General features: G+C 64.8%; 21 protein-coding genes. 5 read left to right on the plus strand and 16 right to left on the minus strand.

All coding sequences use genetic code 11. From position 1 onward, the window contains the following. Positions 1-33: 33 nt before the first annotated feature. From AB843_RS07835 to AB843_RS07885, 11 genes are all read right to left on the minus strand, one after another. On the minus strand, positions 34-807 hold the full coding sequence (locus AB843_RS07835) for a DeoR/GlpR family DNA-binding transcription regulator (protein ID WP_048646250.1): 774 nt from the start codon (positions 805-807) through the stop codon (positions 34-36). A 148-nt stretch (positions 808-955) separates the two neighbouring features. Next, positions 956-1,684: a proteasome-type protease gene (locus AB843_RS07840; protein WP_048646251.1), complete on the minus strand. Its 729-nt coding sequence runs from the start codon at positions 1,682-1,684 to the stop codon at positions 956-958. Positions 1,685-1,719: 35 nt separating this feature from the next. Further along, on the minus strand, positions 1,720-2,514 hold the full coding sequence (locus tag AB843_RS07845; RefSeq protein ID WP_048646252.1) for a transglutaminase family protein: 795 nt from the start codon (positions 2,512-2,514) through the stop codon (positions 1,720-1,722). Positions 2,515-2,871: 357 nt separating this feature from the next. Further along, positions 2,872-3,813: an alpha-E domain-containing protein gene (locus AB843_RS07850; RefSeq protein WP_048646253.1), complete on the minus strand. Its 942-nt coding sequence runs from the start codon at positions 3,811-3,813 to the stop codon at positions 2,872-2,874. Between the two features lie 17 nt (positions 3,814-3,830). Further along, the gene (locus tag AB843_RS07855) at positions 3,831-5,240 is read right to left on the minus strand and encodes a circularly permuted type 2 ATP-grasp protein (RefSeq protein WP_157384458.1); all 1,410 of its coding nucleotides are present in this window, start codon (positions 5,238-5,240) and stop codon (positions 3,831-3,833) included. A 154-nt stretch (positions 5,241-5,394) separates the two neighbouring features. Continuing rightward, positions 5,395-6,525 (minus strand): tRNA guanosine(34) transglycosylase Tgt, encoded by a 1,131-nt coding sequence (gene tgt, locus AB843_RS07860; protein WP_048646254.1) that lies wholly within the window; start codon positions 6,523-6,525, stop codon positions 5,395-5,397. After that, positions 6,522-7,598 carry a tRNA preQ1(34) S-adenosylmethionine ribosyltransferase-isomerase QueA gene (queA, locus tag AB843_RS07865; protein WP_048646408.1) on the minus strand — a complete coding sequence of 359 codons (1,077 nt, stop codon included), beginning with the start codon at positions 7,596-7,598 and terminating at the stop codon, positions 6,522-6,524. The genes tgt and queA overlap by 4 nt, the downstream gene beginning before the upstream one ends. A 218-nt stretch (positions 7,599-7,816) precedes the next feature. After that, entirely contained in the window at positions 7,817-8,293 is a 477-nt protein-coding gene (locus AB843_RS07870) for a peptidylprolyl isomerase (protein WP_048646255.1), read from the minus strand. A 120-nt stretch (positions 8,294-8,413) separates the two neighbouring features. Then, positions 8,414-9,004: a peptidylprolyl isomerase gene (locus AB843_RS07875; RefSeq protein WP_048646256.1), complete on the minus strand. Its 591-nt coding sequence runs from the start codon at positions 9,002-9,004 to the stop codon at positions 8,414-8,416. Between the two features lie 19 nt (positions 9,005-9,023). Next, complete coding sequence (gene coaD / locus AB843_RS07880; protein ID WP_048646257.1) at positions 9,024-9,524, minus strand: pantetheine-phosphate adenylyltransferase; 501 nt, start codon at positions 9,522-9,524, stop codon at positions 9,024-9,026. Between the two features lie 71 nt (positions 9,525-9,595). Continuing rightward, entirely contained in the window at positions 9,596-10,213 is a 618-nt protein-coding gene (locus AB843_RS07885) for a LysE family translocator (protein ID WP_048646258.1), read from the minus strand. Between the two features lie 241 nt (positions 10,214-10,454). On the opposite strand from AB843_RS07885, the gene AB843_RS26260 reads away from it, so the two are divergent. After that, a complete protein-coding gene (locus AB843_RS26260; protein ID WP_280136276.1) occupies positions 10,455-10,589 on the plus strand; it encodes a hypothetical protein in 135 nt (44 codons plus the stop codon). 34 nt (positions 10,590-10,623) lie between these two features. On the opposite strand, the gene gyrA is transcribed toward AB843_RS26260, so the two are convergent. Beyond that, complete coding sequence (gene gyrA, locus AB843_RS07890) at positions 10,624-13,461, minus strand: DNA gyrase subunit A (RefSeq protein ID WP_048646259.1); 2,838 nt, start codon at positions 13,459-13,461, stop codon at positions 10,624-10,626. 230 nt (positions 13,462-13,691) lie between these two features. On the opposite strand from gyrA, the gene AB843_RS07895 reads away from it, so the two are divergent. Continuing rightward, the gene (locus tag AB843_RS07895) at positions 13,692-14,324 is read left to right on the plus strand and encodes a MarC family protein (protein WP_048646260.1); all 633 of its coding nucleotides are present in this window, start codon (positions 13,692-13,694) and stop codon (positions 14,322-14,324) included. An 88-nt stretch (positions 14,325-14,412) separates the two neighbouring features. Continuing rightward, on the plus strand, positions 14,413-15,117 hold the full coding sequence (lexA, locus tag AB843_RS07900) for a transcriptional repressor LexA (RefSeq protein ID WP_048646261.1): 705 nt from the start codon (positions 14,413-14,415) through the stop codon (positions 15,115-15,117). 107 nt (positions 15,118-15,224) lie between these two features. On the opposite strand, the gene AB843_RS07905 is transcribed toward lexA, so the two are convergent. After that, positions 15,225-17,609 carry a ComEC/Rec2 family competence protein gene (locus AB843_RS07905; protein ID WP_048646262.1) on the minus strand — a complete coding sequence of 795 codons (2,385 nt, stop codon included), beginning with the start codon at positions 17,607-17,609 and terminating at the stop codon, positions 15,225-15,227. A 163-nt stretch (positions 17,610-17,772) separates the two neighbouring features. Between AB843_RS07905 and gltX the strand changes: the two genes are divergently transcribed. Next, on the plus strand, positions 17,773-19,206 hold the full coding sequence (gltX, locus tag AB843_RS07910) for a glutamate--tRNA ligase (RefSeq protein ID WP_048646263.1): 1,434 nt from the start codon (positions 17,773-17,775) through the stop codon (positions 19,204-19,206). A gap of 229 nt (positions 19,207-19,435) precedes the next feature. After that, the gene (gene gltA / locus AB843_RS07915; protein WP_048646264.1) at positions 19,436-20,725 is read left to right on the plus strand and encodes a citrate synthase; all 1,290 of its coding nucleotides are present in this window, start codon (positions 19,436-19,438) and stop codon (positions 20,723-20,725) included. A gap of 69 nt (positions 20,726-20,794) precedes the next feature. On the opposite strand, the gene AB843_RS07920 is transcribed toward gltA, so the two are convergent. The 3 genes from AB843_RS07920 to lpxA are packed head-to-tail and all read right to left on the minus strand — an operon-like array spanning position 20,795 to position 23,668. Then, the gene (locus tag AB843_RS07920) at positions 20,795-21,970 is read right to left on the minus strand and encodes a lipid-A-disaccharide synthase (RefSeq protein ID WP_048646265.1); all 1,176 of its coding nucleotides are present in this window, start codon (positions 21,968-21,970) and stop codon (positions 20,795-20,797) included. Then, entirely contained in the window at positions 21,967-22,854 is an 888-nt protein-coding gene (locus AB843_RS07925; RefSeq protein ID WP_048646266.1) for an LpxI family protein, read from the minus strand. The genes AB843_RS07920 and AB843_RS07925 overlap by 4 nt, the downstream gene beginning before the upstream one ends. Further along, positions 22,838-23,668 (minus strand): acyl-ACP--UDP-N-acetylglucosamine O-acyltransferase, encoded by an 831-nt coding sequence (gene lpxA, locus AB843_RS07930; RefSeq protein WP_048646267.1) that lies wholly within the window; start codon positions 23,666-23,668, stop codon positions 22,838-22,840. The genes AB843_RS07925 and lpxA overlap by 17 nt, the downstream gene beginning before the upstream one ends. Between the last annotated feature and the right edge of the window lies 1 nt (position 23,669).

Genomic DNA, 23,669 nt, shown 5'->3' on the forward strand with positions numbered 1-23,669 from the left:
CATAACGAATGTCAAACGAAAATATGTCGGCGATTACCCCGCCGTCTCGATCAGCCGCACGCCGGCTTCCTCGCACAGGTCGCGCACGGCCCGCACGGGACAGGCATCGGTGATGAACGTGTCGACCTGCGAGATGTGGCCGATGCGCACCGGCGCGCCGCGGTCGAACTTGGTGGAATCGGACACCAGGATCACGTGGCGCGCATTGGCGATGATCGCCTGGGCCACCTTCACTTCGCGAAAATCGAAATCGTAGAGCGCACCGTCATGATCGATGGCGGAAACGCCGATCACCGCGTAATCGACCTTGAACTGGCGAATGAAATCAACCGCCGCCTCGCCGACAATGCCGCCGTCCGAACCGCGCACCACGCCGCCCGCGATGATCACCTCCAACGAGGGATAGACGCGCATCCTGTTGGCGACATTGATGTTGTTGGTGATCACCATCAGGCCTTCATGGTCGAGAAGCGCATCGCTGACGGCTTCCGTCGTCGTGCCGATGTTGACGAAGAGGGAGGCGCGGTCGGGGATCAATCGGGCGGCGGCGCGGCCGATCGCCTGCTTTTCGCCGGCGGCGATCTTGCGGCGCGCCTCGTATTCCATGTTCTCGATGCCCGACGGCAGCAATGCACCGCCATGGATGCGCGACAACAGGCGGCGGTCGCACAATTCGTTCAGGTCGCGGCGGATGGTCTGCGGCGTGACGTCGAAATGCACGGCGAGATCGTCGACCAGGACCCGCCCATGCTCCTTGGCGAGCGACAGAATTTCGGCGTGGCGCGGCATCAGGAGAGGTGTGTTCATGCGATCGTCCGATGTTCGTTTTTTCTATTTATAGGCGAAAACGAACATTCGGCAAGGATTCTCCGTCCGCCACTGCACGGCGGGCGCCGATACGATGCCTATCCCATCATCGGCGTCAGCCTGAAGGAAGCGGCCGGAAACAGCCGCGTCAGCGCGAAAAATCGGGCAGGCTCTTGAAGGCGGTTTTCAGCGCGATCGACCAGCCATCGGAAATCGCCTTGAAATAAACGTCGTCGGCATCGATGCGCTTTTCGTAGCCGACGCTGAAACTGTCGCGCGCGTAAAACAGAAGATCGAGCGGCAGGCCGACGGACAGGTTCGATTTCAGCGTCGAATCGAAGGAAACCAGCAGCAGCTTGACCGTTTCCTCAAAACTCATCGCCGCATCGTGGGCGCGCACGAGGATCGGCTTGCCGTATTTCGTCTCGCCGATCTGGAAAAACGGCGTGTCCTCGCCCGCCTCGATGAAATTGCCTTCCGGATAGATGAGGAACAGCCGCGGCTCCATGCCGCGGATCTGCCCGCCGAGAATGAAGGACGCGCCGAAGGCGTCGGCGTTCTGGCCGACCGGCGCCGACTGGCGGATCACCTCCTTCACCGTCTCGCCGACCAGCCGCGCGGCCTGGTACATGGACGGTGTTTCCAGCATCGAGGACGTGCGCTCGTCGGGCGCCTTGGTGCGCTCCTCGAGCAGGCTGACGACGGCCTGCGTGGTGGCCAGGTTGCCGGCCGACAGCAGGACCAGCACGCGCTCGTCGGGTGCTGCCCAACAACGCATCTTGCGGAACGTCGAGATATTGTCGACGCCGGCATTGGTCCGCGTGTCGGACATGAACACCAGGCCGCTATCGATCTTCAGTCCGACGCAATAGGTCATGCGGACGGCGCCTCTTGCAGATTCGTCATTGCGGATTACTGCTCGACCGTGATCTGAACCGCAAGCTGTTCTTGCGCCTGTCCGAGCCTGATGCCGATCACCGGCATGGCGTCGCGATAGTCGCGGCCGGTGGCGATGCGCACATAGCGCGCGTCGGCGGATATGCCGTTGGAGCAATCGAAGGCGACCCAGCCCAGCCCCTCCACATGAACCTCGGCCCAGGCGTGGCTCGCCACCTGCTCGTCCACGTCGTCAATGCGCAGATAGCCGCTGACATAGCGGCCGGGAAAGCCCATCAGGCGCGCGCCGGTGAGAAAGATGTGCGCGTGGTCCTGGCAAACGCCCTGGCCATTGGCCAGCGCCTCCTCGGCGGTGGTGGCCGCATCGGTGGTGCCGATGACGTAGGCGACCCGTTCGCGCACCAGTGCCATCAAGCCATGCAGGCGCTCGACATCGGCGCCGTCGGGAATAGCCCTGACGAGACCCGCAATGCCGCGCCCGGCGGTGCACAGTTTCGTCTGCTGGCAAAACAGCCACAGAGGCGCCAGGCCTTCGTGCTTGCCGGTCACGCCGGCCGTATCGCGCGTCTCGACAGTGCCCGCCGCCTCGATGACGATCGCCCGCTGGGCCCCGTCGATGCTCATCAGCCGCGTGTCGTTGCCGAAGCCATCGACAAAGCGCGCCTGGTCCTGCGCGCCCTTAGCCGTCAGCGACCATTCGAGCACCGTCTGGCTTGGTCCGCTGCGGGGAAACAGCCTGAGCCGCTGCAGCGCGTAGGACACCGGCGCGTCGTAGCGGTATTCCGTGCGGTGCGAAATCTTCAGGCGCATGCGCTAGGGCCTGTGGACAGTTATGGTTGTGGTGCTGGCGCGGCATGCAAGGCCAATGGCTAGGCGCGAAAACCGCCGCAGTGCGGGCCACTTCAAGGTTTTTGCAACGACGTCCATTGGCCTTGCATGCCGCGTCCCCCCGAACCCGGCTATCGCCGGGTTCGGCACTCCGGGATGCACAAGTCGGGCAAGCCCGACTTGTGTGGGATTTGGCCAGAATGGCCGCCCTGTCGACTTTAGGGGGCCGCAGCCTTCGTCGTCGAATATGCGCTGCATGTCCTTCCTCCTCAGGCTACGACCCTGAACCATTCTGACCAAACCAGTACCGCAACCATAACTGTCCACAGGCCCTAGTCCTCAATAGAAGCGGAAATCGGCCGCGACCTGGTCGCCGAGCGCGCCATTGTCGTGGATGAACTCCTTCAGGAACTCGTGCAGCCCCTCTTCGAATATATCGTCAACCGTGGCGGATTTGAGTTTTTGGAACTTTGCCGCCGCCAGATCGTGGCAGGGATGGCGCACGCCGTAAGCATCGGCCAGATAGTCGAGCGAATCGCAAATGCCCCGGTAGCAGAACGCCAGCGAGCGCGGCATGCGCCGGTCGAGGATCAGATAGTCGGCGACATTGGTCGGCTTGTAGTCGCCCTCATAGGTCCAGCGATAGGAGCGCAGCGCCGACACCGAGCGCAGGATGGTCTGCCATTGGTGATTGTCGAGCGACGAGCCGACCCAGGCGACCGACGGGAGCAGCACGTAGTATTTCACGTCGAGGATGCGCGACGTGTTGTCGGCGCGCTCGATCAGCGTGCCGATCTGGGCGAAGTCGAAAATCTCGTTGCGCAGCATGGTGCCCTGAAAGGCGCCACGGATCAGCGCCGTCTCGCGCTTCACCGCGTCGAGCACGGCCGGCAGGTCCGGCTCGTCGATGCGCCGCTTGAGCATGCGCGTCAGCGCCATCCAGGCCTCGTTGACGCTTTCCCAGGTCTCGCGGGTCAGGGCGGTGCGCACCATGCGGGCGTTCGTGCGCGCCGTTTCCATCGACGACATGACGCTCGACGGGTTTTTCAGGTCGCGCAGCAGGAAATTCGATACGGTGGCCGTGTCGTAGTCGCTGTTTTCCTCTTCGAACACGTCGCGCACGCCGGCGCTGGTCAGCACGGACGCCCATTCGTCGGAGGCCGTTCCCGCCTGGGTCAGCGACAGGCGCAGGCCCGTATCGACCAGGCGCGCCATGTTCTCGGCCCGCTCGATGTAGCGGTGCATCCAGTAGATACCGTTCGCCGAGCGTCCCAGAAGCATGTCAGGCCGTCCTCCGCTCAGTCATCCAAAACCCATGTGTCCTTGGTGCCGCCGCCCTGCGAGGAATTGACCACCAGCGATCCCTTCTTCAGGGCGACCCGCGTCAGGCCGCCGGGAACGATGCGGATGCGGTCCGACACCAGCACGAACGGGCGCAGATCCACATGGCGCGGCGCCAGGCCCTTGGCGGTCAGGATCGGACAGGTGGACAGCGCCAGCGTCGGCTGGGCGATGTAGTTGCCTGGCCTGGCGGCGAGCTTCTTGGCGAAGGCCGCCCTCTCCTTCTTCGACGCCGCCGGCCCGACCAGCATGCCGTAGCCACCGGAGCCGTGCACCTCCTTCACCACCAGTTCGGCCAGATGCTCCTGCACATAGGCGAGGCTGTCTGGCTCCGAGCAGCGCCAGGTGGGCACGTTCTGCAGGATCGCCTTGCGGCCCGTATAGAATTCGACGATTTCCGGCATGTAGGAGTAGATCGCCTTGTCGTCGGCAATGCCGGTGCCGGGCGCGTTGGCGATGGCGATCTTGCCGGCACGATACACATCCATGATGCCGGGCACGCCAAGCACGGAATCGGGGTTGAAGGTCAGCGGATCGAGATAATCGTCGTCGACGCGGCGGTAGAGCACGTCGATCTTCTTGTAGCCCTGCGTCGTGCGCATCGCCACATGGCCGTCGACGACGCGCAGATCGGGTCCCTCGACCAGTTCGACGCCCATCTGGTCGGCGAGGAAGGCATGCTCGAAATAGGCGGAGTTGAAACTGCCGGGCGTCAGGACGGCGATGGTCGGCGAACCGTCGCAGCCTTGCGGGGTGACGGCAGTCAGCGATTCGCGCAGAAGCTGCGGGTAGTTCTCCACCGGCAGCACCTTCACCTGCTGAAACAGCTCTGGAAAAAGCTGCATCATCGTCTCGCGGTTCTCCAGCATGTAGGAGACGCCCGAGGGGGTGCGCGCATTGTCTTCCAGCACGAAGAACTCGTCTTCGCCGGTGCGGACGATGTCGACGCCGATGATGTGGGTGTAGACGCCGCCGGGCGGGCGGACACCGATCATCTCCGGCAGGAAGGCGGCGTTGCCGGCGACGATCTCCTTCGGGATGCGGCCGGCGCGCAGGATTTCCTGCCGATGGTAGATGTCGTCGAGGAAGGCGTTGAGCGCCTGGACGCGCTGCTCGATGCCCTGCACCAGCCGGCGCCATTCCTTGCCGGATATGATGCGCGGAACGATGTCGAAGGGGATGAGGCGTTCGGCGGCTTCCGTGTCGCCATAGACGGCGAAGGTGATGCCGGTCCTGCGGAACACGCGCTCGGCGTCTCCCGATTTCTGGCTCAGGCGCTTCGGGTCCTGCCGGCCGAACCAGCTCTGGTAATCTTCATAGGGTGGTCTGGCCTGGCCCCCCAGGCGCATCTCGTCGAAGTGCGTCAAGAAATGCTCCTCTCACGCGCATTTCAACGGGGAAGTTTGCGAAAGGCAAGCGGTTTCTGTAGCTTACGTGCAATTCGGCGGATGGTGGCGGCGCCCTGCCCATGTCCTGGGCACAACCGGGAGCTGTTCGTGCCGTTTGTTTGGGCAAGGCGCATCAGAGCGCCGGAACATCGCCCTTTTCCCACGCCGCCGAGATTTCCATGGAGCGCTCGTTGAAGCGTCCGGCCTCGATGGCGTCGCGAATCTCCTGCATCAGGGATTGGTAGTAGGCAAGGTTGTTCCAGGTCAAAAGCATGCCGCCGAGCGATTCACCCGACTTCACCAGATGATGCAGATAGGCGCGCGAATAATCGCGCGCGGCCGGGCAATCGCTCTCTTCGTCCAGCGGACGCATATCCTCGGCGTGGCGGGCGTTCTTCAGGTTGATCTTGCCGCGCCGCGTGTAGGCCAGGCCGTGCCGCCCTGCCCTGGTCGGCATCACGCAATCGAACATGTCGATGCCGCGCGCCACCGATTTGAGGATATCGTCGGGCGTGCCGACACCCATCAAATAGCGTGGCTTGCCGGCCGGCAGCACCGGGCATGTCGCCTCCAGCATCTCCAGCATCACCGCCTGCGGCTCGCCGACGGCCAGCCCGCCGACCGCGTAACCCTTGAGGCCCATGGCGGCGAGCGCCTCCGCCGACCGCTGGCGCAGATGCGCCTTGTCGCCCCCCTGGACGATGCCGAACATGGCTTTTCCCGGCTGGTCGCCGAACGCCGTCTTGCAGCGCTCGGCCCAGCGCAGCGACATTTCCATGGCGCGCTCGATCTCCGCCTCGTCGGCCGGCAGCGCCACGCATTCGTCGAGCTGCATCTGAATGTCGGAACCGAGCAGGCCCTGGATCTCGATCGACCGCTCGGGTGGCATCTCGAACACCTGCCCGTCCACATGCGAGCGAAAGGTGACGCCCTTTTCGGTGATCTTGCGCAGATCAGCGAGCGACATCACCTGGAAGCCGCCGGAATCGGTCAGGATCGGGTGCGGCCAGCGGGCGAATGCGTGCAGGCCGCCAAGGCGCGCCATGCGTTCGGCGCCGGGCCTGAGCATGAGATGATAGGTGTTGCCCAGGATGATGTCGCTGCCCAGCGCGCGCACCTGGTCCATATACATGGCCTTGACGGTGCCGCCGGTGCCGACCGGCATGAAGGCAGGCGTGCGGATCGTGCCGCGCGGCATGGAGATCGCGCCGCGTCTGGCATCGCCGTCCTTGGCGAGCAGGCGGAAGGTGAAGTGATCGCTCACGCGGGGTCGTCCCTGAAAAGCAGGCTGGCATCGCCATAGGAGTAGAAGCGGTAGCCACCGTCGATTGCGTGTCCGTATGCCTGCCGCATGCGCTGCGTGCCGCTGAAGGCAGAAACCAGCATGAACAATGTCGAACGCGGCAGGTGGAAATTGGTCATCAGGATGTCGGCGGTGCGGAAACGGTAGCCCGGCGTGATGAAGATGTCGGTCGCGCCGGACCAGGCAGCAAGCCTGCCCGTCTCGCGCGCCGCACTCTCCAGCAGCCTGAGCGATGTCGTGCCGACCGAGACGATCCGCCCGCCGCGCGCCCGGACCGCGTTGAGCGCGGCGGCGGTCTCTTCGCTCACCTCGCCCCATTCGGCGTGCATCTTGTGGTCGTCGGTGTCGTCGGCCTTGACCGGCAGGAACGTGCCGGCGCCGACATGCAGCGTCACGAAATGCCGTTCGATGCCGGCGGCGTCGAGCGCGGCCAGCAGTTCGGGCGTGAAATGCAGGCCGGCGGTCGGTGCTGCCACCGCCCCGTCTTCCCTGGCGTAGACGGTCTGGTAATCGGTCTCGTCGCGTTCGTCTTCCGCACGCTTGCCGGCGATGTAGGGCGGCAGCGGCATGTGGCCGGCGGCGGCGATGGCCTCGTCGAGCACGGGGCCGGAAAAATCGAAGACGAGCAAAGCCTCGCCGCCCTCGCCCTTCTCGGCGACTGTCGCATCCAGCGTGCCCAGGAAACAGCTTGTCCCGTCATGGCCGAAGCTGATGCGTTCGCCGGCATTGACCCGCTTGGCGGGCTTCAGAAACGCCTTCCAGCGGTCGGGGCCGGTGCGCATGTGCAGCGTCGCCTCGAGGCGCGCCTCGGTTTCGCCGCGCCGGCGCATTCCGTTGAGGCGCGCGGGGATGACGCGGGTGTCGTTGAAGACCAGCGCATCGCCGGGCCTCAGGAGGTCCGGCAGGTCGCTTACGATGCGGTCTTCCATCCCCGCACGGCCAACCACCAGAAGCCGTGCGCTGTCACGCGGACTGGCCGGGCGCAGCGCAATCCGCTCTTCCGGTAGATCGAAATCGAACAGATCAACGCGCATGACGCACAGGAAGGCCGAGCGCTTCAGCACCCCCCTCTGGCCTGCCGGCCATCTCCCCCTCAAGAGGAGAGATCGGCAATCTTCCACGGGTCGCAAGTTTTGCAACGCCGGCGACTTGCAAAGCATATGCGGCTATCCAATCTCCCCCCTTGAGGGGGAGATGGCCGGCAGGCCAGAGGGGGGTAGATGAGCGCACAGGCATCTAACGCGCTATCCGGCTACGCCAAATCCGCGGCAACCCGCATGGTGACGATCTTGTCGGGATCGGAGACCGGTTCACCGCGCTTGATCTGGTCGATGGCGTCCATGCCCTCGATCACCTGGCCCCAGGCCGAATACTGGCGGTCGAGCCATGGTGCCTTGTCGAAGCAGATGAAGAACTGCGAGTTGGCCGAATTCGGGTTCTGCGAGCGGGCCATCGAGCAGGTGCCGCGGCCGTGCGACGTGTTGGAGAACTCGGCCTTCAGGTCCGGCTTGTCGGACCCGCCCATGCCGGTGCCGGTCGGATCGCCGGTCTGCGCCATGAACCCGTCGATCACGCGGTGAAAGACGATGCCGTCATAGAAATTCTCGCGCGCCAGCTCCTTGATGCGGCCGACATGGCCCGGTGCAACATCCGGGAAAAGCTGGATCACGACCTTGCCCTTGGTCGTCTCCATGAGAATCGTGTTTTCGGGGTCCTTGATGTCAGCCATGACTTGTTCCTTTCTAGAGTATTTTGCAGTCAGGTGGTTTCACCTGACGTCCGCATAAATGCGGAAAAACAAAGATATAGAGCGTCCTTTATGCGTCCGAATGGACGCATGGCGCTCTAGCTATTGCTTCGCGTCGGACGCCAGGCGCACGTCGACAATGGTGTCGGGGTTCTGCACCATGCCGTTCTGGGCCGGGTCCCCGCGCTTGATCTGGTCGACCAGTTCCATGCCCGCTTCGACCTGGCCGACGACCGTGTACTGGCCGTTGAGGTGCGTCGCCGGGGCGAACATGATGAAAAACTGCGAATTGGCCGAATCCGGGTTGGCCGAGCGCGCCATGCCGACCGTGCCGCGCTCAAAGGCGGCGTCGGAAAACTCGGCCGGCAGGTCCGGCTTGTCGGAACCGCCGGTGCCGACCTGGCGCGCGTCGAACCCGTCTTCCACGTCGCCATACTGCACGTCGCCGGTCTGCGCCATGAATCCTTCGATGACCCGATGGAAGGCGACGTTCTTGTAGGCGCCCTCAGCCACCAGCGCCTTGATCTGGGCGACATGCTTCGGCGCCAGATCGGGCCTGAGCGCTATGGTCACCTCGCCGCTCTTCAGCTTGACGATCATCGTGTCCTCGGGCTCGGCGGCAATCGCTGCACCAAGTCCGCTCATCAGGATACCCGCCACAATGACGGACGAGGCAAGCTTACGAAGCTGCATAAAACTCTCCTATGGTTCTTCAGGCGGGGAATTTTTTCCTCAATGCCGCCAGGACGACGGACGGCACGAAAGGCTCGACGTTTCCGCCCATGGACGCGATCTGGCGCACAAGTGTGGCGGTAATGGTGCGCACGGACGGGCTGGCGGGCAAAAACACCGTCTGCAGGTCGGCGGCCATGGTCTCGTTCATGCCGGCCATCTGCATTTCGTAATCGAGATCCGTGCCATCGCGCAGGCCGCGAATCATGATCGAGGCGGCGTGCTTGCGCGCGGCGTCGATGACCAGCTTGTCGAATGCGACCACCTTGATGCGGCCCGCATCGCCGCCAAGCTCGTCGGCCGCCGATTGCTCGATCAGGCGGACCCGTTCCTCATAGGTGAAAAGCGGCGTCTTGCCGGGATGGAGGCCGATGCCGACAACCACGGTGTCGGCGACCGTCAGCGCGCCCTTCAGCACGTCGAGATGGCCGTTGGTCAGCGGGTCGAAGGAACCGGCGTAAAAGGCTGTGCGCTCAGTCATGGCGTGCTTCTATCCATCTTGGCCGTGGAAGGCAATTCGCCGATGCGGGCAATCGGACCAGCAAGCGATTGTCAGCGACGCGCCAGGGCGAGCCAGAGGCCACCGCCGATCAGAAATGTACCGGAAATACGCTCCGTCAGGCGGATGCGGCTTTGCGAAAGCCGCGTGCCCGCGCCGCCGGCAACCACCGCATAAAGCCCGTCACCGATGGTCGCCACGGCCATGAAGACCAGGCCGAGCAGAACCGTCTGCATGGCCGGGCTGCCGAGCGCCGGATCGATGAATTGCGGAATGAACGCGCCGAAAAACAGCAGCGCCTTGGGGTTCGACCAGACCACGATCAGCCCCTGCAGCACGAAGGAGCCGCCGGGCCTGGCGGCGCGTTCCTCCGTCGCCAGTTGGCCGTTGGAGCGCCACAGCTTGACGCCCAGCCAGATCAGGTAGGCGGCGCCTAGAATGCGCAGCACCTCGAACAGGCTGCCCATCACGCCGACCACCGCCGAGAGGCCGAGCGCCAGAACCAGCATCATCGTGAACAGGCCGATCTGCGTGCCCAGAACGTTGAGCAGCCCCGCGCGGGTGCCGTGCTTCAGCGAATTGGCGATGATCACGGTAACGGTCGGTCCTGGCACGATGATGATGAGAAAACAGGCGGCCACATAGGACAGGAAAAGAGCGGTCTCAGGCATCGCGTTCGTCTTTGCTCCGTTGCTCGCCCATGGTTTCGGCGATGATCGTATCAAATCCACGAAACGCCGAGGCGCGCAAGGCCCGCCGTGCCAGCCTTTGCGATGAACCGCAGATGAACGGCTCATTCAACATCGGTTCGAACCAAAACGGCTATTCAACGCACACAGGCTTACGGGGCGCCTTCACGAGCATTGAAACCAAACGGCGTCCTTCCTCGTTATGAGACAAAGGAGACAAGCCATGCTCATCTTTACCCTCGCCGCAGCCATGACCCTCGCCATGCTGATCGCCACGGCCATCAGCCTGCATGACGAAGCCAATCGCGTGAAGCTGGAAAATCCCCCGCGCGGCGGTTTCGGCGCTCATCGTCGCTGATCTGTCGCGATTTCGCGCCGGGGGGGCAGACGGCTTACGCGCCGTCTGCCTCATCGCCAGGGGTTGAGCCGTCCCCGTCACCGTCCAGGGCCGAGACCGTGTCGGTCCCTGTCTCCTCGCCCGGGGCAACATCCCCGTTCAACGCATCGTCCTCGGGCTCGTCCGTCTGCGCCTCGGAGATGCGCTCGACCGAAACCACCTTCTCGTCCTTGGCCGTGTTGAAGATTGTGACGCCCTTGGTGGCGCGGCTGGCGATGCGGATGCCGCCGACCGGCACGCGAATCACCTGGCCGGCGTTCGACACCAGCATGATCTGGTCTTCCTGCTCGATCGGGAAGGCGGCGACCAACTGGCCGATTTCGTCGGTCTTGGCCACATCGGTGGCGCGGATGCCCTTGCCTCCGCGTCCCGTGACGCGGAAATCATAGCTCGACGAGCGCTTGCCATAACCGTACTCGCTGACGGTCAGCACCATCTGCTCGCGCGCCTTCAACTCCTCGTAGCGCTCCATCGACAGGCTGGTCTCCTCGTCAATCTCCTCGTTGGTGAGAACGACGTCCTCATCCTCGCCGGTCGCCAGGCGACGCTCGGCGGCGGCCTGCTTCAGATAGGCGGCGCGCTCGGCGGGCGAGGCCTCCACATGGCCGAGAATGGCCATCGAGATGACGCGATCCCCGTCGGCCAGGTTGATGCCGCGCACGCCGATCGAGTTACGGCCGGCGAAGACGCGCACATCCGTGGCGCAGAAGCGGATGCACTGGCCGGAGGCGGCCGTCAGAAGCACGTCGTCGTCCTCGGTGCAGGTGTAGACGCCGAGAATCTCGTCCGTGGCGTCCTCCAGCTTCATGGCGATCTTGCCATTGCGGTTGACCTGGACAAAATCCGAGAGTTTGTTGCGCCGGACGGTGCCGCGCGTGGTGGCGAACATCACGTCGAGGGCGCCCCAGCTGTCCTCGTCCTCCGGCAGCGGCATGATGCTCGTGATGCGCTCGCCTTCTTCCAGCGGCAGCATGTTGCGCAGGAATTTTCCGACCGATTGCGGCGTGCCGACCGGCAGGCGCCAGACCTTTTCCTTATAGACGATGCCGCGCGAGGAGAAGAACAGGATCGGCGTGTGCGTGTTGGCGACGAACAGACGGGTGACGATGTCCTCGTCCTTGGTCGACATGCCGGAGCGGCCCTTGCCGCCGCGCGCTTGCGCCCGGTAGATCGACAGCGGCACGCGCTTGATGTAGCCCTTGCGCGTCACGGTGACGACCATGTCCTCGCGCTGGATCAGATCCTCGTCGTCGAGGTCCGCGCCACCCTCGGTGATCTCGCTGCGGCGCGGCGTGCCGAACTCGTCGCGCACGGCGATCAATTCGTCCTTGACGATCTGCTGGATGCGCGCCCGCGAAGCCAGGATTTCCAGGAATTCGCTGATCTCCCCGCCGATCAGGTTCAACTCGTCGGCGATCTCGTCGCGGCCGAGTGCGGTCAGGCGCTGCAGGCGCAGTTCGAGAATGGCGCGCGCCTGTTCTTCCGACAGATTGTAGGTGCGGTCCTCGTTGATGCGGTGGCGCGGGTCGTCGATCAGCAGGATCAAGGACTCCACGTCGGCGGCCGGCCAGCGGCGCTCCATCAACTGCTCGCGCGCCGTCTGCGGATCGGGCGCCTGGCGGATCAGCTTGATGATCTCGTCGATGTTGGCGACGGCGATGGCCAGGCCGACCAGCACATGGGCGCGGTCGCGCGCCTTGCGCAGCAGATATTTGGTGCGGCGGCTGACCACCTCCTCGCGGAAATAGGCAAAGGCCTTGAGCAGGTCGAGCAGGTTCATCTGCTCGGGCTTGCCGCCGTTCAGCGCCACCATGTTGGCGCCGAACGAGGTCTGCAGCGGCGTGAAGCGGTAAAGCTGGTTGAGCACCACGTCGGCCATGGCGTCGCGCTTCAACTCGACGACGACGCGATAGCCCTGGCGGTCGCTCTCGTCGCGGATGTCGGAAATGCCCTCGATGCGCTTGTCGCGCACCAGTTCGGCCATCTTCTCGATCATCGACGCCTTGTTGACCTGATAGGGGATCTCCGTGACGATGATCGCTTCGCGGTCGTTGCGGATCGGCTCGATGTTGACCCGGCCGCGCATCAGGATCGAGCCGCGCCCGGTCTCGAAGGCGCTGCGGATGCCGGAGCGGCCGAGGATCAGGCCGCCCGTCGGGAAGTCCGGCCCCGGGATGATCTCCATCAGCGCGTCCAGGCTGATGGCCGGATTGTCGATCAGCGCGACACAGCCATTGACCACCTCGACCAGATTGTGCGGCGGGATGTTGGTCGCCATGCCGACGGCGATACCGCCCGAGCCGTTGACCAGAAGGTTCGGATAGCGGGCCGGCAGAACCTTGGGCTCGCTGCCGGATGCGTCATAGGTCTCCTGGAAATCGACGGTTTCCTTGTCGATATCTTCCAAAAGCTCATGGGCGCTCTTGGTCAGGCGCGATTCCGTGTAGCGCATGGCCGCCGGCGGATCGCCATCGATGGAGCCGAAATTGCCCTGCCCGTCGATCAGCGGCAGGCGCATCGACCAATGCTGCGCCATGCGCACCAACGCGTCGTAGATCGCCGCATCGCCATGCGGATGGTATTTACCCATCACGTCGGCGACGGGACGGGCCGATTTCACATATTTGCGGTTCCAGTGATAGCCGCTCTCATGGGAAGCGTAGAGGATGCGGCGATGCACCGGCTTCAGCCCGTCGCGCGCATCCGGCAGCGCGCGGCTGACGATCACGCTCATGGCGTAATCGAGGTAGGAACGCTGCATTTCCTCGATGATCGAGATCGGTTCGATGTCGTCCGGCTCGCCCGGCCCGTGCGGCGTCGTCTGGTCGGTCAAAACTTGTCACATTCAAAATGAGGAATCACTGACTTCTTATATAGGAGTTGGTCGCGATTCTCCAATTGCACGGCGAAATGCGGTCTTGGAAATCCAACGCAATTTCAGGCGGATACGATGGGCGTGTGGACGGCTGCACCGACATATTGCCGCAGTTGGCGGCGGCGCGGCGCAATCGCCGCCGTTTCCCTTTGCCGAAGCCTGCGCTAAACAGGTGTCGGGAGAACGCCATGCCGGGCTATGATGCTGTTTTCAATGCCTTCGTCACGCTGCTGGTGACCGTCGATCCGCCGGGCCTGGCGCCGCTGTTCCTGGCGCTGACGGCCGGCATGAACCGCGCCGAGCGCAACCAGGTCGGCGTGCGCGCGGCGGTCATCGGCTTCGCCGTGCTGGCGCTGTTCGGCGTGGCGGGAAGCGCCATCCTCTCGGTCTTCGGCATCACCCTCCCCGCCTTTCGCGTCGCGGGCGGCCTGCTCCTGTTCTTCATCGCCTTCGAGATGATCTTCGAGCGGCGTCAGGAGCGCCATGAGAAAAGTGCCGAGCGGGCCATCACCCGCGACATGATCCGCAACATCGCCGCCTTTCCGCTGGCGATCCCACTGATCGCCGGACCGGGCGCGATTTCGGCGACCGTGCTCCTGTCGGATTCGTTCCGTTCGCCGGCCGGCATTGCCACGCTGCTGGCGATCCTCCTGGCGACCCTCCTCATCACCTATGCGGTGTTCGTCCTGGCCGAGCGCGTCGATCGCTTCCTCGGCGAGACGGGCCGCTCCATCCTGACGCGCCTGCTCGGCGTCATCCTGGCGGCGCTGGCGGTCCAGTTCGTCGCCGATGGCGCCAAGGCGCTTTTCGCCGCGCCCTGAATGGCAAAAATCGGGACTGTTGCAGAACACAACTGGAACATATAGAGTATGTTCTGGTTTTGTTTTTAACTGATTCTCGGTGAAGCCCATGCTGACGCGCAAGCAGCACGAACTCCTTCTGTTCATCCACGAACGGCTGAAGGAGACCGGCATACCGCCCTCCTTCGACGAAATGAAGGAGGCGCTGGATCTCGCCTCCAAGTCGGGCATCCACCGGCTGATCACCGCGCTCGAGGAGCGCGGCTTCATCCGACGTCTGCCCAACCGGGCACGGGCGCTGGAGGTTCTGCGGCTGCCCGATTCGATCGCTCCGGGTCTCAACGCGGCGCGAAAGTTCTCGCCCAGCGTCATCGAAGGCAGCCTGGGGCGCACGCCGCCGAAGCCGGCCGCCAGCAATGACGATCTGGCGGGGGTCGTGTCGATTCCGGTCATGGGGCGGATTGCCGCCGGCGTGCCCATCGATGCGATCCAGCACCAGACCCATTCCATCGTCGTGCCGCCGGACATGCTGACGGGTGGCGAGCATTTCGCCCTTGAAGTGAAAGGCGATTCGATGATCGAAGCCGGCATATTCGACGGCGATACGGTGATCATCCGCGAAACGCAGACGGCCAGTCCCGGCGAAATCGTCGTCGCCCTGGTCGATGATGAAGAGGCGACCTTGAAGCGCTTCCGCCGCAAGGGGGCGTCGATCGCTCTGGAAGCGGCCAATCCGGCTTACGAGACACGCATTTTCGGCCCCGACAGGGTCAAGGTCCAGGGTCGGCTGGTCGGGCTCATGCGTCGTTATTGATCGCCGCAGGCCCGCCTGCCCTATGGTCTTTTGCAACCGCCAGCCTCATCGGCTGGCGGTTTCTTTTTTCAGGGCATGATTCCGCAAGCACGGGCACAATGGCGCGATCAGCCGCCGGAGCGGTTGCGGTATGCGGCAAGCCCCCTCGCCTGGCGCGAGTATTGCCGATGCGCGTGCCAAGGCCGCCACGGCTCGCGGATGGCGAAAACCACCGATGTGTCATAACGACCGTCGGCGGTCCGCGTGAAACGGATCTGCCCGCTGCCGTGGCGCGCCAGATCGCGGCTGCTGATGACGGTCGCTTCACCCGCCGCGCACGGCGCGCCGATCGTCGGATCGTCGACCACCAACAATTGCGCGCGCCGGCAAAGCTTCTTCAGCAGCTTTCCATCGATGCTGCCATCCCTCGGCTTCGCCACATGGGCGACAAGCGCGCCGCTTTCATGCCGCGCGATGCAGATCAGGGCATCGCAGGCGAATTCCGACCTGTGGGTCTGCGCCACGTCAACCGACGCGGACGGGGATGAGGGGCGCGGCTTGACGATGTCCTGCGTGCGCATGACGCGCAGCCAGTTCTCCATGGTAAAGCCGTTCGGGCGGGCGCGGTTCACCGCCAGCCGGCCGTCGGCGGTGCGCATGGCGACCAGCCGGCCATCCTCGGCGACCAGCACATCCGGCAGGTCGCGGGACAGCAACAGGCCGGCCCCGGCGATGAGCAATGGAATGGCGGCAAGCCGAATGCGGGTGGTCGTCAATGTCAGCACCACCAGGGCGGCCGTCAGCAGCAGCGTTGCCGGCAGCGGCACCAGGCCGGTCGCGTCGAACGGTGTGCGCTCCGAGAACCAGCGCGCCACATCGACGACGCGGCCTATTCCCCATCCCATCAGCGCCAGCGGCCCGCCATCGAGGTTGAAAGGCATGGCCAACACCGAGACAACGGCAGAGGGCATGACGATCAGCGAGACCAGAGGCATGGCAACGAGATTGGTGCCAAGCGCCAATGGCGAGGCACGCTGAAAATGCCAGGCTCCGTAAAGGGCCGTGGCGCTGCCGGCGATCAGCGATGTCAGCGCCAGCCCGCCGACATACAGAAGTGCAAGGCGCGTCGCGCGGCGCAGCCGGGACGTCTCCTGCGGCGGCATGCGCCGGCCCAGCCGACGCTCGCGCCAGTTGTTCCAGGCGGCGTAGCCGGCGATCAACGCCACGGTTGCGGCAAACGACATTTGGAAGCCAGGCCCGACCACTTCATGCGGCGAGAATGCGATCACGACGAGTGCGGCGATTGCCAGATTGCGCATGGTCAGCGCCGCCCGGTCGATCAACTGGGCAGCCAGCATGACCGCCAGCATGATGAAGCTGCGCTGGGCGGCGACCGCGGCGCCCGAGATGAACAGGTACAGCAGGCAGACAAGCAATGCGGCGGCGGCGGCGTATTTCTTCACCGGATATCGCGCGCAAACCCCGGGAAAAAACGCAAAGCCCAGCCGCACCGCGCCGATGATGGTGAAGGCGACCAGCGCCATGTGCAGGCCGGAAATGGCCAGCACGTGGGCCAGGCCGGCGCGCCTGAGAATTTCGCTGGTCTCTTCGGGAATGCCGGCGCGCATGCCGGTGATCAGGGCTGCGGCAATCTCCCCGTCCGGGCCGGCGATCCGTTCGCGCAGGCGGGTGGCGAAGGCTTCACGCAGCGCCTGGAGACGGGCGGCCAGGCGCACCTTGAACGATGCCGGATCCGGCATCGCCACCCGTTCGGGATCGCGCATGAAGAAGCCCACGGCGCCAATGCCGTCGAAAAAGCTTTCAAACGAGAAATCATAGGCTTGCGGGCGCACCGGGCCGGATGGCGGCATCAGCCGCACCAGCCCCTTCACGCCGTCGCCCGGCGCCAGGCCTGCCGACACGGCGCGCGCCGTAAGGCGGGCACGATCGGGCGCGTAGCGCAGTTCCGGCCGCTCGGTTTGCGTGATCGCCACCGTCAATCGATGACGGCCGTCGGCGCGGCGCTCGACGCTCAACACGCGCCCGGTGACGCGCGTGGTGATCTCGCCGCCCAGCATCGGCGTCGATTTCCGCCAGGCCTCGAACTGCCCGGCTGCCAGGCCCAGCAGGACCATCAGCGCAGCGAGAATGGCGTGCTTGCGCCAGAAATGCCCGGACGCCAGCGCCAGGGCGATGGCGCACACGGTGATGGACGAGAGTATGGCATATGCGGGCGGCTCGACGGGAAGCGTGAAGTAAATCAACGCGCCGCACCCAAGCAGAACGGGAACCCAGAGGAAGCCCGTTCCACGCGCTTCTTCGCGGGCCGCCGCCTTTGCCAGTGCGGCGGACATGGTGGACCAGGCGACAGTTGCTGGAGCGGCGGTGTGAACCGATGCAGCGGGCAAATTGCCGCCTGGCGCCGGCACGCCGGCCGGCACCAAAGCAGCTTCATTGCCAATGCCGAACTGAATGCGTTCGTCACGTTCCGCGGTTGCCGCCTGGGCCCCCATGACGCGCTGTCCCCCGATATGCCCCCCGATGTGCCCGCATGGCATGCGGTCCTGCGGGATGCTTGCACCCCGATTGTTCTATGCTACATGACAGCCGACCGATTGCCACCTGCGGTTTCGCGCCCTTTTTGCGGCGGACCGCGCCAATTCCTGGAACACATCCATGTCCAAACCCGTCGTCACCCGCTTCGCGCCCTCGCCCACCGGATATCTGCATATCGGCGGGGCGCGCACGGCGCTGTTCAACTGGCTCTATGCGCGCCACACCGGCGGCCAGATGCTGCTGCGCATCGAGGATACCGACCGGCAGCGCTCGAGCGATGAAGCGACGGCGGCCATTCTCGAGGGGCTTTCCTGGCTTGGCCTTGCCTGCGACGGCGAGCCGGTGTCGCAATTTGCCCGCACGGCACGCCACCGCGAGGTGGCGGAGGCACTCGTCCAGAGCGGCGAGGCCTATTATTGCTACTCCTCGCCGGAGGAACTCACCGCCATGCGCGAGAAGGCGCGCGCCGCGGGTCTGCCGCCGCGCTATGACGGCACCTGGCGCGACCGCAACCCGGCAGAGGCGCCGGCGGGCGTCAAGCCGGTCATCCGCATCAAGGCGCCGCTGGACGGCGAGACCGTCGTCGAGGATCGCGTCCAGGGCACGGTGCGCTTTCCCAACAAGGATCTCGACGATTTCATCATCCTGCGCTCGGATGGTTCGCCGACCTACATGCACGCCGTTGTCGTCGACGACCATGATATGGGCGTCACGCACATCATCCGCGGCGACGACCACCTGACCAATGCGGCGCGCCAGACCATCATCTACAAGGCGATGGGCTGGGACGTGCCGGTGATGGCGCACATCCCGCTGATCCATGGCGCGGACGGGGCAAAACTGTCCAAGCGGCACGGCGCGCTGGGCGTCGATGCCTACCGCGCGATGGGCTATCTGCCCTCGGCGCTGCGCAATTATCTGGCGCGGCTCGGCTGGAGCCATGGCGACGACGAGATCATGTCGGACGAGGACATGATTCGCTGGTTCGACATCGCCGACGTCAACAAAGGCGCCGCGCGCTTCGATTTCCAGAAGCTGGAAGCCTTGAACGGCGTGCATATGCGCCAGATGGGCGATGCCGAATTGTTCGACACGCTGCTGCGGACGCTGCCGTTTCTCGACGGCGGACCGGCACTGCTCGAAAAACTCGACGATCATCGAAAAAATCAGCTTCTTGCGGCGCTGCCGGGCCTTAAAGAACGCGCCAAGACACTCGTAGAACTTATTGATAACGCACATTTTCTCTTCGATGCGCGCCCCCTGTCGCCTGACGAGAAGGCCGCAGCCCTGCTCGACGACGATGCGCGCCAACTGCTTGCGGAACTCCTCGCCATATTGCAGAATGTCGGCGATTGGACCCTTGCGAACATCGAGGAAGCCGTCCGCGTTTTTGCACAGCAGACGGATCGCAAGCTTGGCAAAGTCGCCCAACCCTTGCGGGCAGCGCTCACCGGGCGCACCACGTCGCCAGGCATCTTCGATGTTCTTTCCGTACTTGGACGCGAGGAGAGTTTGGCGCGCATTCGCGACCAGGCGGCCTCACCGCGCTGCTGACAGGATCTGGCCTGACAGGATCCGCCCCGCGGGATTGTGGCCCGCGCATTCGGGGCATGCGGCATCGGTCCACGAGCGCCGGCACGTTGTTGCACCGCACTATTGCGTGCTGCACGTGCTTGGCACCGAACGGCAAATGCGCTAGCTAATTCGCGCGCGCGACGCCCGACGACATCTTGTGGCGACAGACGACCGGCGCCAGGTTCTTTAAAAGTGAGAGGTGATTGCGATGACCAAATCGACTGCGAAACTGGAAGTTGGCGGACAGGACCACGAACTCGACATATTGACGGGCAGCATCGGGCCGGACGTTGTCAACATCGCCTCGCTCTACAAGGATGCCGGCGTTTTCACTTACGATCCAGGCTTCACCTCGACGGCGAGCTGTGAATCGAAAATCACCTATATCGACGGCGACGAAGGCATTCTGCTGCATCGCGGCTATCCGATCGAACAGCTGGCCGAGCACGGCGATTTCCTCGAGACCTGCTATCTGCTGCTCTACGGCGAATTGCCGACCAAGACGCAGAAGCAGGATTTCGACTACCGCGTGACGCATCACACCATGGTGCATGAGCAGATGACGCGGTTCTTCACCGGCTTCCGCCGCGACGCGCATCCGATGGCCGTGATGTGCGGTGTGGTCGGCGCCATGTCGGCCTTCTATCACGACTCGACCGACATCTCCGACCCGCACCAGCGCATGGTGGCCAGCCTGCGCATGATCGCCAAGATGCCGACCATCGCCGCCATGGCGTTCAAGTACCACATCGGCCAGCCCTTCGTTTACCCGCGCAACGAGCTGAGCTACGCGGCCAACTTCCTGCATATGTGCTTTGCCGTGCCGTGCGAGGAATACAAGGTGAACCCGGTTCTGGCACGCGCCATGGAGCGGATCTTCATCCTGCACGCCGATCACGAGCAGAACGCCTCGACCTCGACCGTGCGCCTGGCCGGTTCGTCTGGCGCCAATCCGTTTGCCTGCATCGCCGCCGGCATTGCCTGCCTGTGGGGCCCGGCGCATGGCGGCGCCAACGAGGCGGCGCTCAACATGCTCGACGAGATCGGTTCCGTCGATCGCATCCCCGAATTCATCGAACGGGCCAAGGACAAGAACGATCCGTTCCGCCTGATGGGTTTCGGCCATCGCGTCTACAAGAACTACGATCCGCGCGCCAAGATCATGGAGAAGACCTGCCACGAGGTCTTAAGCGAGCTCGGCATCAAGGACGATCCGCAGCTCGACATCGCCATGGAGCTGGAGCGCATCGCGCTGACGGACGCGTATTTCATCGAGAAGAAGCTCTATCCGAACATCGATTTCTATTCCGGCATCACGCTGAAGGCGCTCGGCTTCCCGACCACCATGTTCACCGTGCTGTTCGCCGTGGCGCGCACCGTCGGCTGGATCGCCCAGTGGAAGGAAATGATCGAGGACCCGAAGCAGAAGATCGGCCGCCCGCGGCAGCTCTATACCGGCGCAGAGCACCGCGACTACGTGCCGATCGCCAAGCGCTGATCGCCGCGTCTTTCAAAAAACCCCGGAAGCCATTGGTTTCCGGGGTTTCTTTTTGTGCGCTGAATGCGCTCAGGCGCGGCCCGCCATGCGCCGGAGCACCACTTGCGCGGCGATCTCGCCGGAGGGGCGCGCTGTCTCCAGCGCCCGCGCCACATCGGCGAAGCCCGCCATCTGGGCGGCGCGCGATGGCGTTTCGTCCCACAATTGGGCGATCTGGCGCGCCAGATAGTTCGGCCGGACGAACTGGTTGAAGTGTTCGGGCACGACGGGCCATCCGGCAATCAGGTTCGGAAGTGCCGCCGACCAGACGGTGATCAGCGGGATCAGCGCCCGTGCCGCCAGATCGGTCTTGTAGCAGATGACCGACGGCACGCGCGCCAGGGCAAGCTCGAGCGACACGGTCCCGGAACAGGCAAGGGCCGCATCGGCCTCGGCGAAGGCCCGCCATTTGCGCTCCGTGTCGAGAATGATTTCCGGCTGTACCGGCCACGCATGGGAAGCCTCCTCCACCATCGCCGCCACATGCGGCACGGTGGGAATCAGGATGTGGAAATCATGGCCGGCTTCCACCAGGTGTCGTGCGGTCTTGCCGAACGGTTCCATCAGCCGGCTGACCTCGCCCTTGCGCGATCCAGGCAGCATCAGAAGCGTGCGGGGTCTCGATTCTGCCGGCTTGCCGCCCGCCAGATGCGCCCGGGCGGCGGCAAGGATGTTCTCGTCGGACGCCAGGCGATGGCCGACGAAGGTTCCGGGGGGGCCGCCGAGCCTTTGCAACGCGTCCGGCTCGAAGGGAAGCAGGCAGAGGATCTCGTCGACATGCGGCCGCATGGCAGGCGCGCGGGCCGGCCGCCATGCCCAGACGCTCGGGCAGACATAGTGAACGATGGGAATATCAGGCGCCAGCGCACGCACCTTGCGCGCAACGCGCAGGCTGAACTCAGGACTGTCGATGGTGACGAGACAATCGGGCCGCGCCGCGACGATGGCCCTGGCGGTCTGGCCGATGCGGGCCATCAGCCGCGGCAGGTCGCGAATGATCGCCGTGATGCCCATCAGGGCAATGTCGTCGGCGTTGAACAGAGGTTTTAGCCCAAGCGCCTGCAAGCCGCGCCCGCCGACCCCGGTCAACTCCACCGGCGCGCCACTGGCGGCGCCGAGCGCGACGATCAGGTCGGCGCCCAGCAGATCGCCGGATTCCTCGCCGGCGATGACAGCCAGTCGCAATGGTTTTGCCGCCGGCTTCATGCATCCCCCTCGATGCCCAGAATATACAGGCCGCAGGCATCGGCGCGGGCCACCGTCTCGGCGTAGTCGACGATCAGCGCCCTGCCCGCCTCCACCGCGACGCCGGCGAGGCCCGCCGCATGGGCCGCCTCGATGGTCTGCGCGCCGATGGTCGGCAGGTCGGCACGCAATTCCTGCCGCGGCTTGGCGCATTTGACGAGGGCACCGCGCTTCTTGCCGGCCAGCCGGCCATGCCCGCGCATGCCGCGCATGCGCTCCAGAAGGCCCGCCGTGCCTTCGATCCCTTCCAGCGCGACGGCGCGGCCGCCGATGGCGATCGCCGCCTGGCCGATGTCGAGCGCCCCGATGGCGCGCGCCGCCTGGTGGGCCGCGGCAATGTCCTTGCGGTCGGCGGCGGTCGGCTTGGCGCGCGACAGCACGCCCGACGGCGCCAGGAGATCGGGAGCGATTTCATGGGCGCCCAGAACGGTGATGCCATTGTCCTCGATGTAGCCGATCACCGCGCGCAGCAATCCGTCATCGCCCTTGGCATAGGCGGCGATCAGTCTTGGCAGCACTTTGAAGATGTCGAGGCCGAAGCGGATCTTGAGGAGCGGCGGGCGGCCGCCGACACCGCCAGCCAGCACCAGATGCGTGATGCCGGCCTTTTTCAGCTTGGGCAGGGCCAGGCCCAGCCGCTCGAGCGGGGTCGGCAGGAGATCGAAGGGCGGCGATGCCTCGCCGATCCAGTCGGCCTCGCCTTCGATGGCGACGACCAGCGGTCTGTGCCCATCGCGGACCAGCGCGTTGACCACGTCTCTGGGCAATCCGCCGCTGCCGGCCACGACGGCAATGCGCGCGCCGGGGGGGAGCGTGCGGCGCGGGCGCTCAGCCCTCGTCATCATCCTCGGCGGTGCTTCCGCCGCGAGCCGGTATGGTGAAATGGCGCTTGTCGCGGCCGCCGACAAAGGCGACCATGTCGGCCACCAGCGCGGAATCGGGAAAGGCCTGCGCTATGGCTGCCGCATTGTGTTCCAGAGACTGGCCCTCGGCGAACAATTGCCGATAGGCCTGGCGCAGCACCGTCAGGTCCGTGCGCGACATGCCCGAGCGCTTCAGCCCGATCGTGTTCAGGCCACGCAGGCGCGCCCGGTCGCCGACCGCCATGCCATAGGGGATGACGTCGCCGACCACGGCTGCGAAACCGCCGAGAAAGGCGTGATGCCCGACACGGACGAACTGGTGCACGGCGGCATAGCCCGACAGGATCACATAATCGCCGATGTCGACATGACCGGCGAGGCCGGAATAGTTCGCCATGGTGACGTGGTCGCCGACGGCGCAATCATGCGCCACGTGCGAATAGGCCATGAACAGGCCATGCGATCCGACCGTGGTGCGACCGCGACTTGTATCGGTGCCGGCGTGGAAGGTGACGCCTTCGCGGATGATGCAAGCGGCACCGACTTCCAGCGTGCTTGGCCCGCCCTTGTGCTTGAAGTTCTGCGGCGGCGCACCCAGCACCGCCTGCGGGTAGACCTGGCAGCCGGCGCCCAGCGTGGTGTCGCCCATGATGGTGACATTGCCGATCAGTTCCACGTCGTCATGCAATTTCGCAGCGGCGGACACGTGGCAGAAAGGGCCGATCCGGACACCGGCGCCGAGTTCGGCGCCGGTTTCGATAACGGCGGATGGATGAATGGTGGTCGGACGTGCCATG

It is taken from the genome of Nitratireductor soli (genome assembly GCF_001050155.1).
GTDB classification, from domain to species: domain Bacteria; phylum Pseudomonadota; class Alphaproteobacteria; order Rhizobiales; family Rhizobiaceae; genus Nitratireductor; species Nitratireductor soli.

What these genes read in the sequence shown, in the direction of transcription:
- AB843_RS07905 (WP_048646262.1), bottom strand. Translation starts at nt 17,609, where the DNA reads ATGGGGGCCCAGGCGGCAACCGCGGAACGTGACGAACGCATTCAGTTC.
- lexA (WP_048646261.1), top strand. Translation starts at nt 14,413, where the DNA reads ATGCTGACGCGCAAGCAGCACGAACTCCTTCTGTTCATCCACGAACGG.
- lpxA (WP_048646267.1), bottom strand. Translation starts at nt 23,668, where the DNA reads ATGGCACGTCCGACCACCATTCATCCATCCGCCGTTATCGAAACCGGC.
- AB843_RS07840 (WP_048646251.1), bottom strand. Translation starts at nt 1,684, where the DNA reads ATGACCTATTGCGTCGGACTGAAGATCGATAGCGGCCTGGTGTTCATG.
- AB843_RS07845 (WP_048646252.1), bottom strand. Translation starts at nt 2,514, where the DNA reads ATGCGCCTGAAGATTTCGCACCGCACGGAATACCGCTACGACGCGCCG.
- gltX (WP_048646263.1), top strand. Translation starts at nt 17,773, where the DNA reads ATGTCCAAACCCGTCGTCACCCGCTTCGCGCCCTCGCCCACCGGATAT.
- AB843_RS07835 (WP_048646250.1), bottom strand. Translation starts at nt 807, where the DNA reads ATGAACACACCTCTCCTGATGCCGCGCCACGCCGAAATTCTGTCGCTC.
- AB843_RS07850 (WP_048646253.1), bottom strand. Translation starts at nt 3,813, where the DNA reads ATGCTTCTGGGACGCTCGGCGAACGGTATCTACTGGATGCACCGCTAC.
- queA (WP_048646408.1), bottom strand. Translation starts at nt 7,598, where the DNA reads ATGCGCGTTGATCTGTTCGATTTCGATCTACCGGAAGAGCGGATTGCG.
- AB843_RS07920 (WP_048646265.1), bottom strand. Translation starts at nt 21,970, where the DNA reads ATGAAGCCGGCGGCAAAACCATTGCGACTGGCTGTCATCGCCGGCGAG.
- coaD (WP_048646257.1), bottom strand. Translation starts at nt 9,524, where the DNA reads ATGACTGAGCGCACAGCCTTTTACGCCGGTTCCTTCGACCCGCTGACC.
- AB843_RS07925 (WP_048646266.1), bottom strand. Translation starts at nt 22,854, where the DNA reads ATGATGACGAGGGCTGAGCGCCCGCGCCGCACGCTCCCCCCCGGCGCG.
- AB843_RS26260 (WP_280136276.1), top strand. Translation starts at nt 10,455, where the DNA reads ATGCTCATCTTTACCCTCGCCGCAGCCATGACCCTCGCCATGCTGATC.
- AB843_RS07875 (WP_048646256.1), bottom strand. Translation starts at nt 9,004, where the DNA reads ATGCAGCTTCGTAAGCTTGCCTCGTCCGTCATTGTGGCGGGTATCCTG.
- AB843_RS07870 (WP_048646255.1), bottom strand. Translation starts at nt 8,293, where the DNA reads ATGGCTGACATCAAGGACCCCGAAAACACGATTCTCATGGAGACGACC.
- gltA (WP_048646264.1), top strand. Translation starts at nt 19,436, where the DNA reads ATGACCAAATCGACTGCGAAACTGGAAGTTGGCGGACAGGACCACGAA.
- AB843_RS07885 (WP_048646258.1), bottom strand. Translation starts at nt 10,213, where the DNA reads ATGCCTGAGACCGCTCTTTTCCTGTCCTATGTGGCCGCCTGTTTTCTC.
- AB843_RS07895 (WP_048646260.1), top strand. Translation starts at nt 13,692, where the DNA reads ATGCCGGGCTATGATGCTGTTTTCAATGCCTTCGTCACGCTGCTGGTG.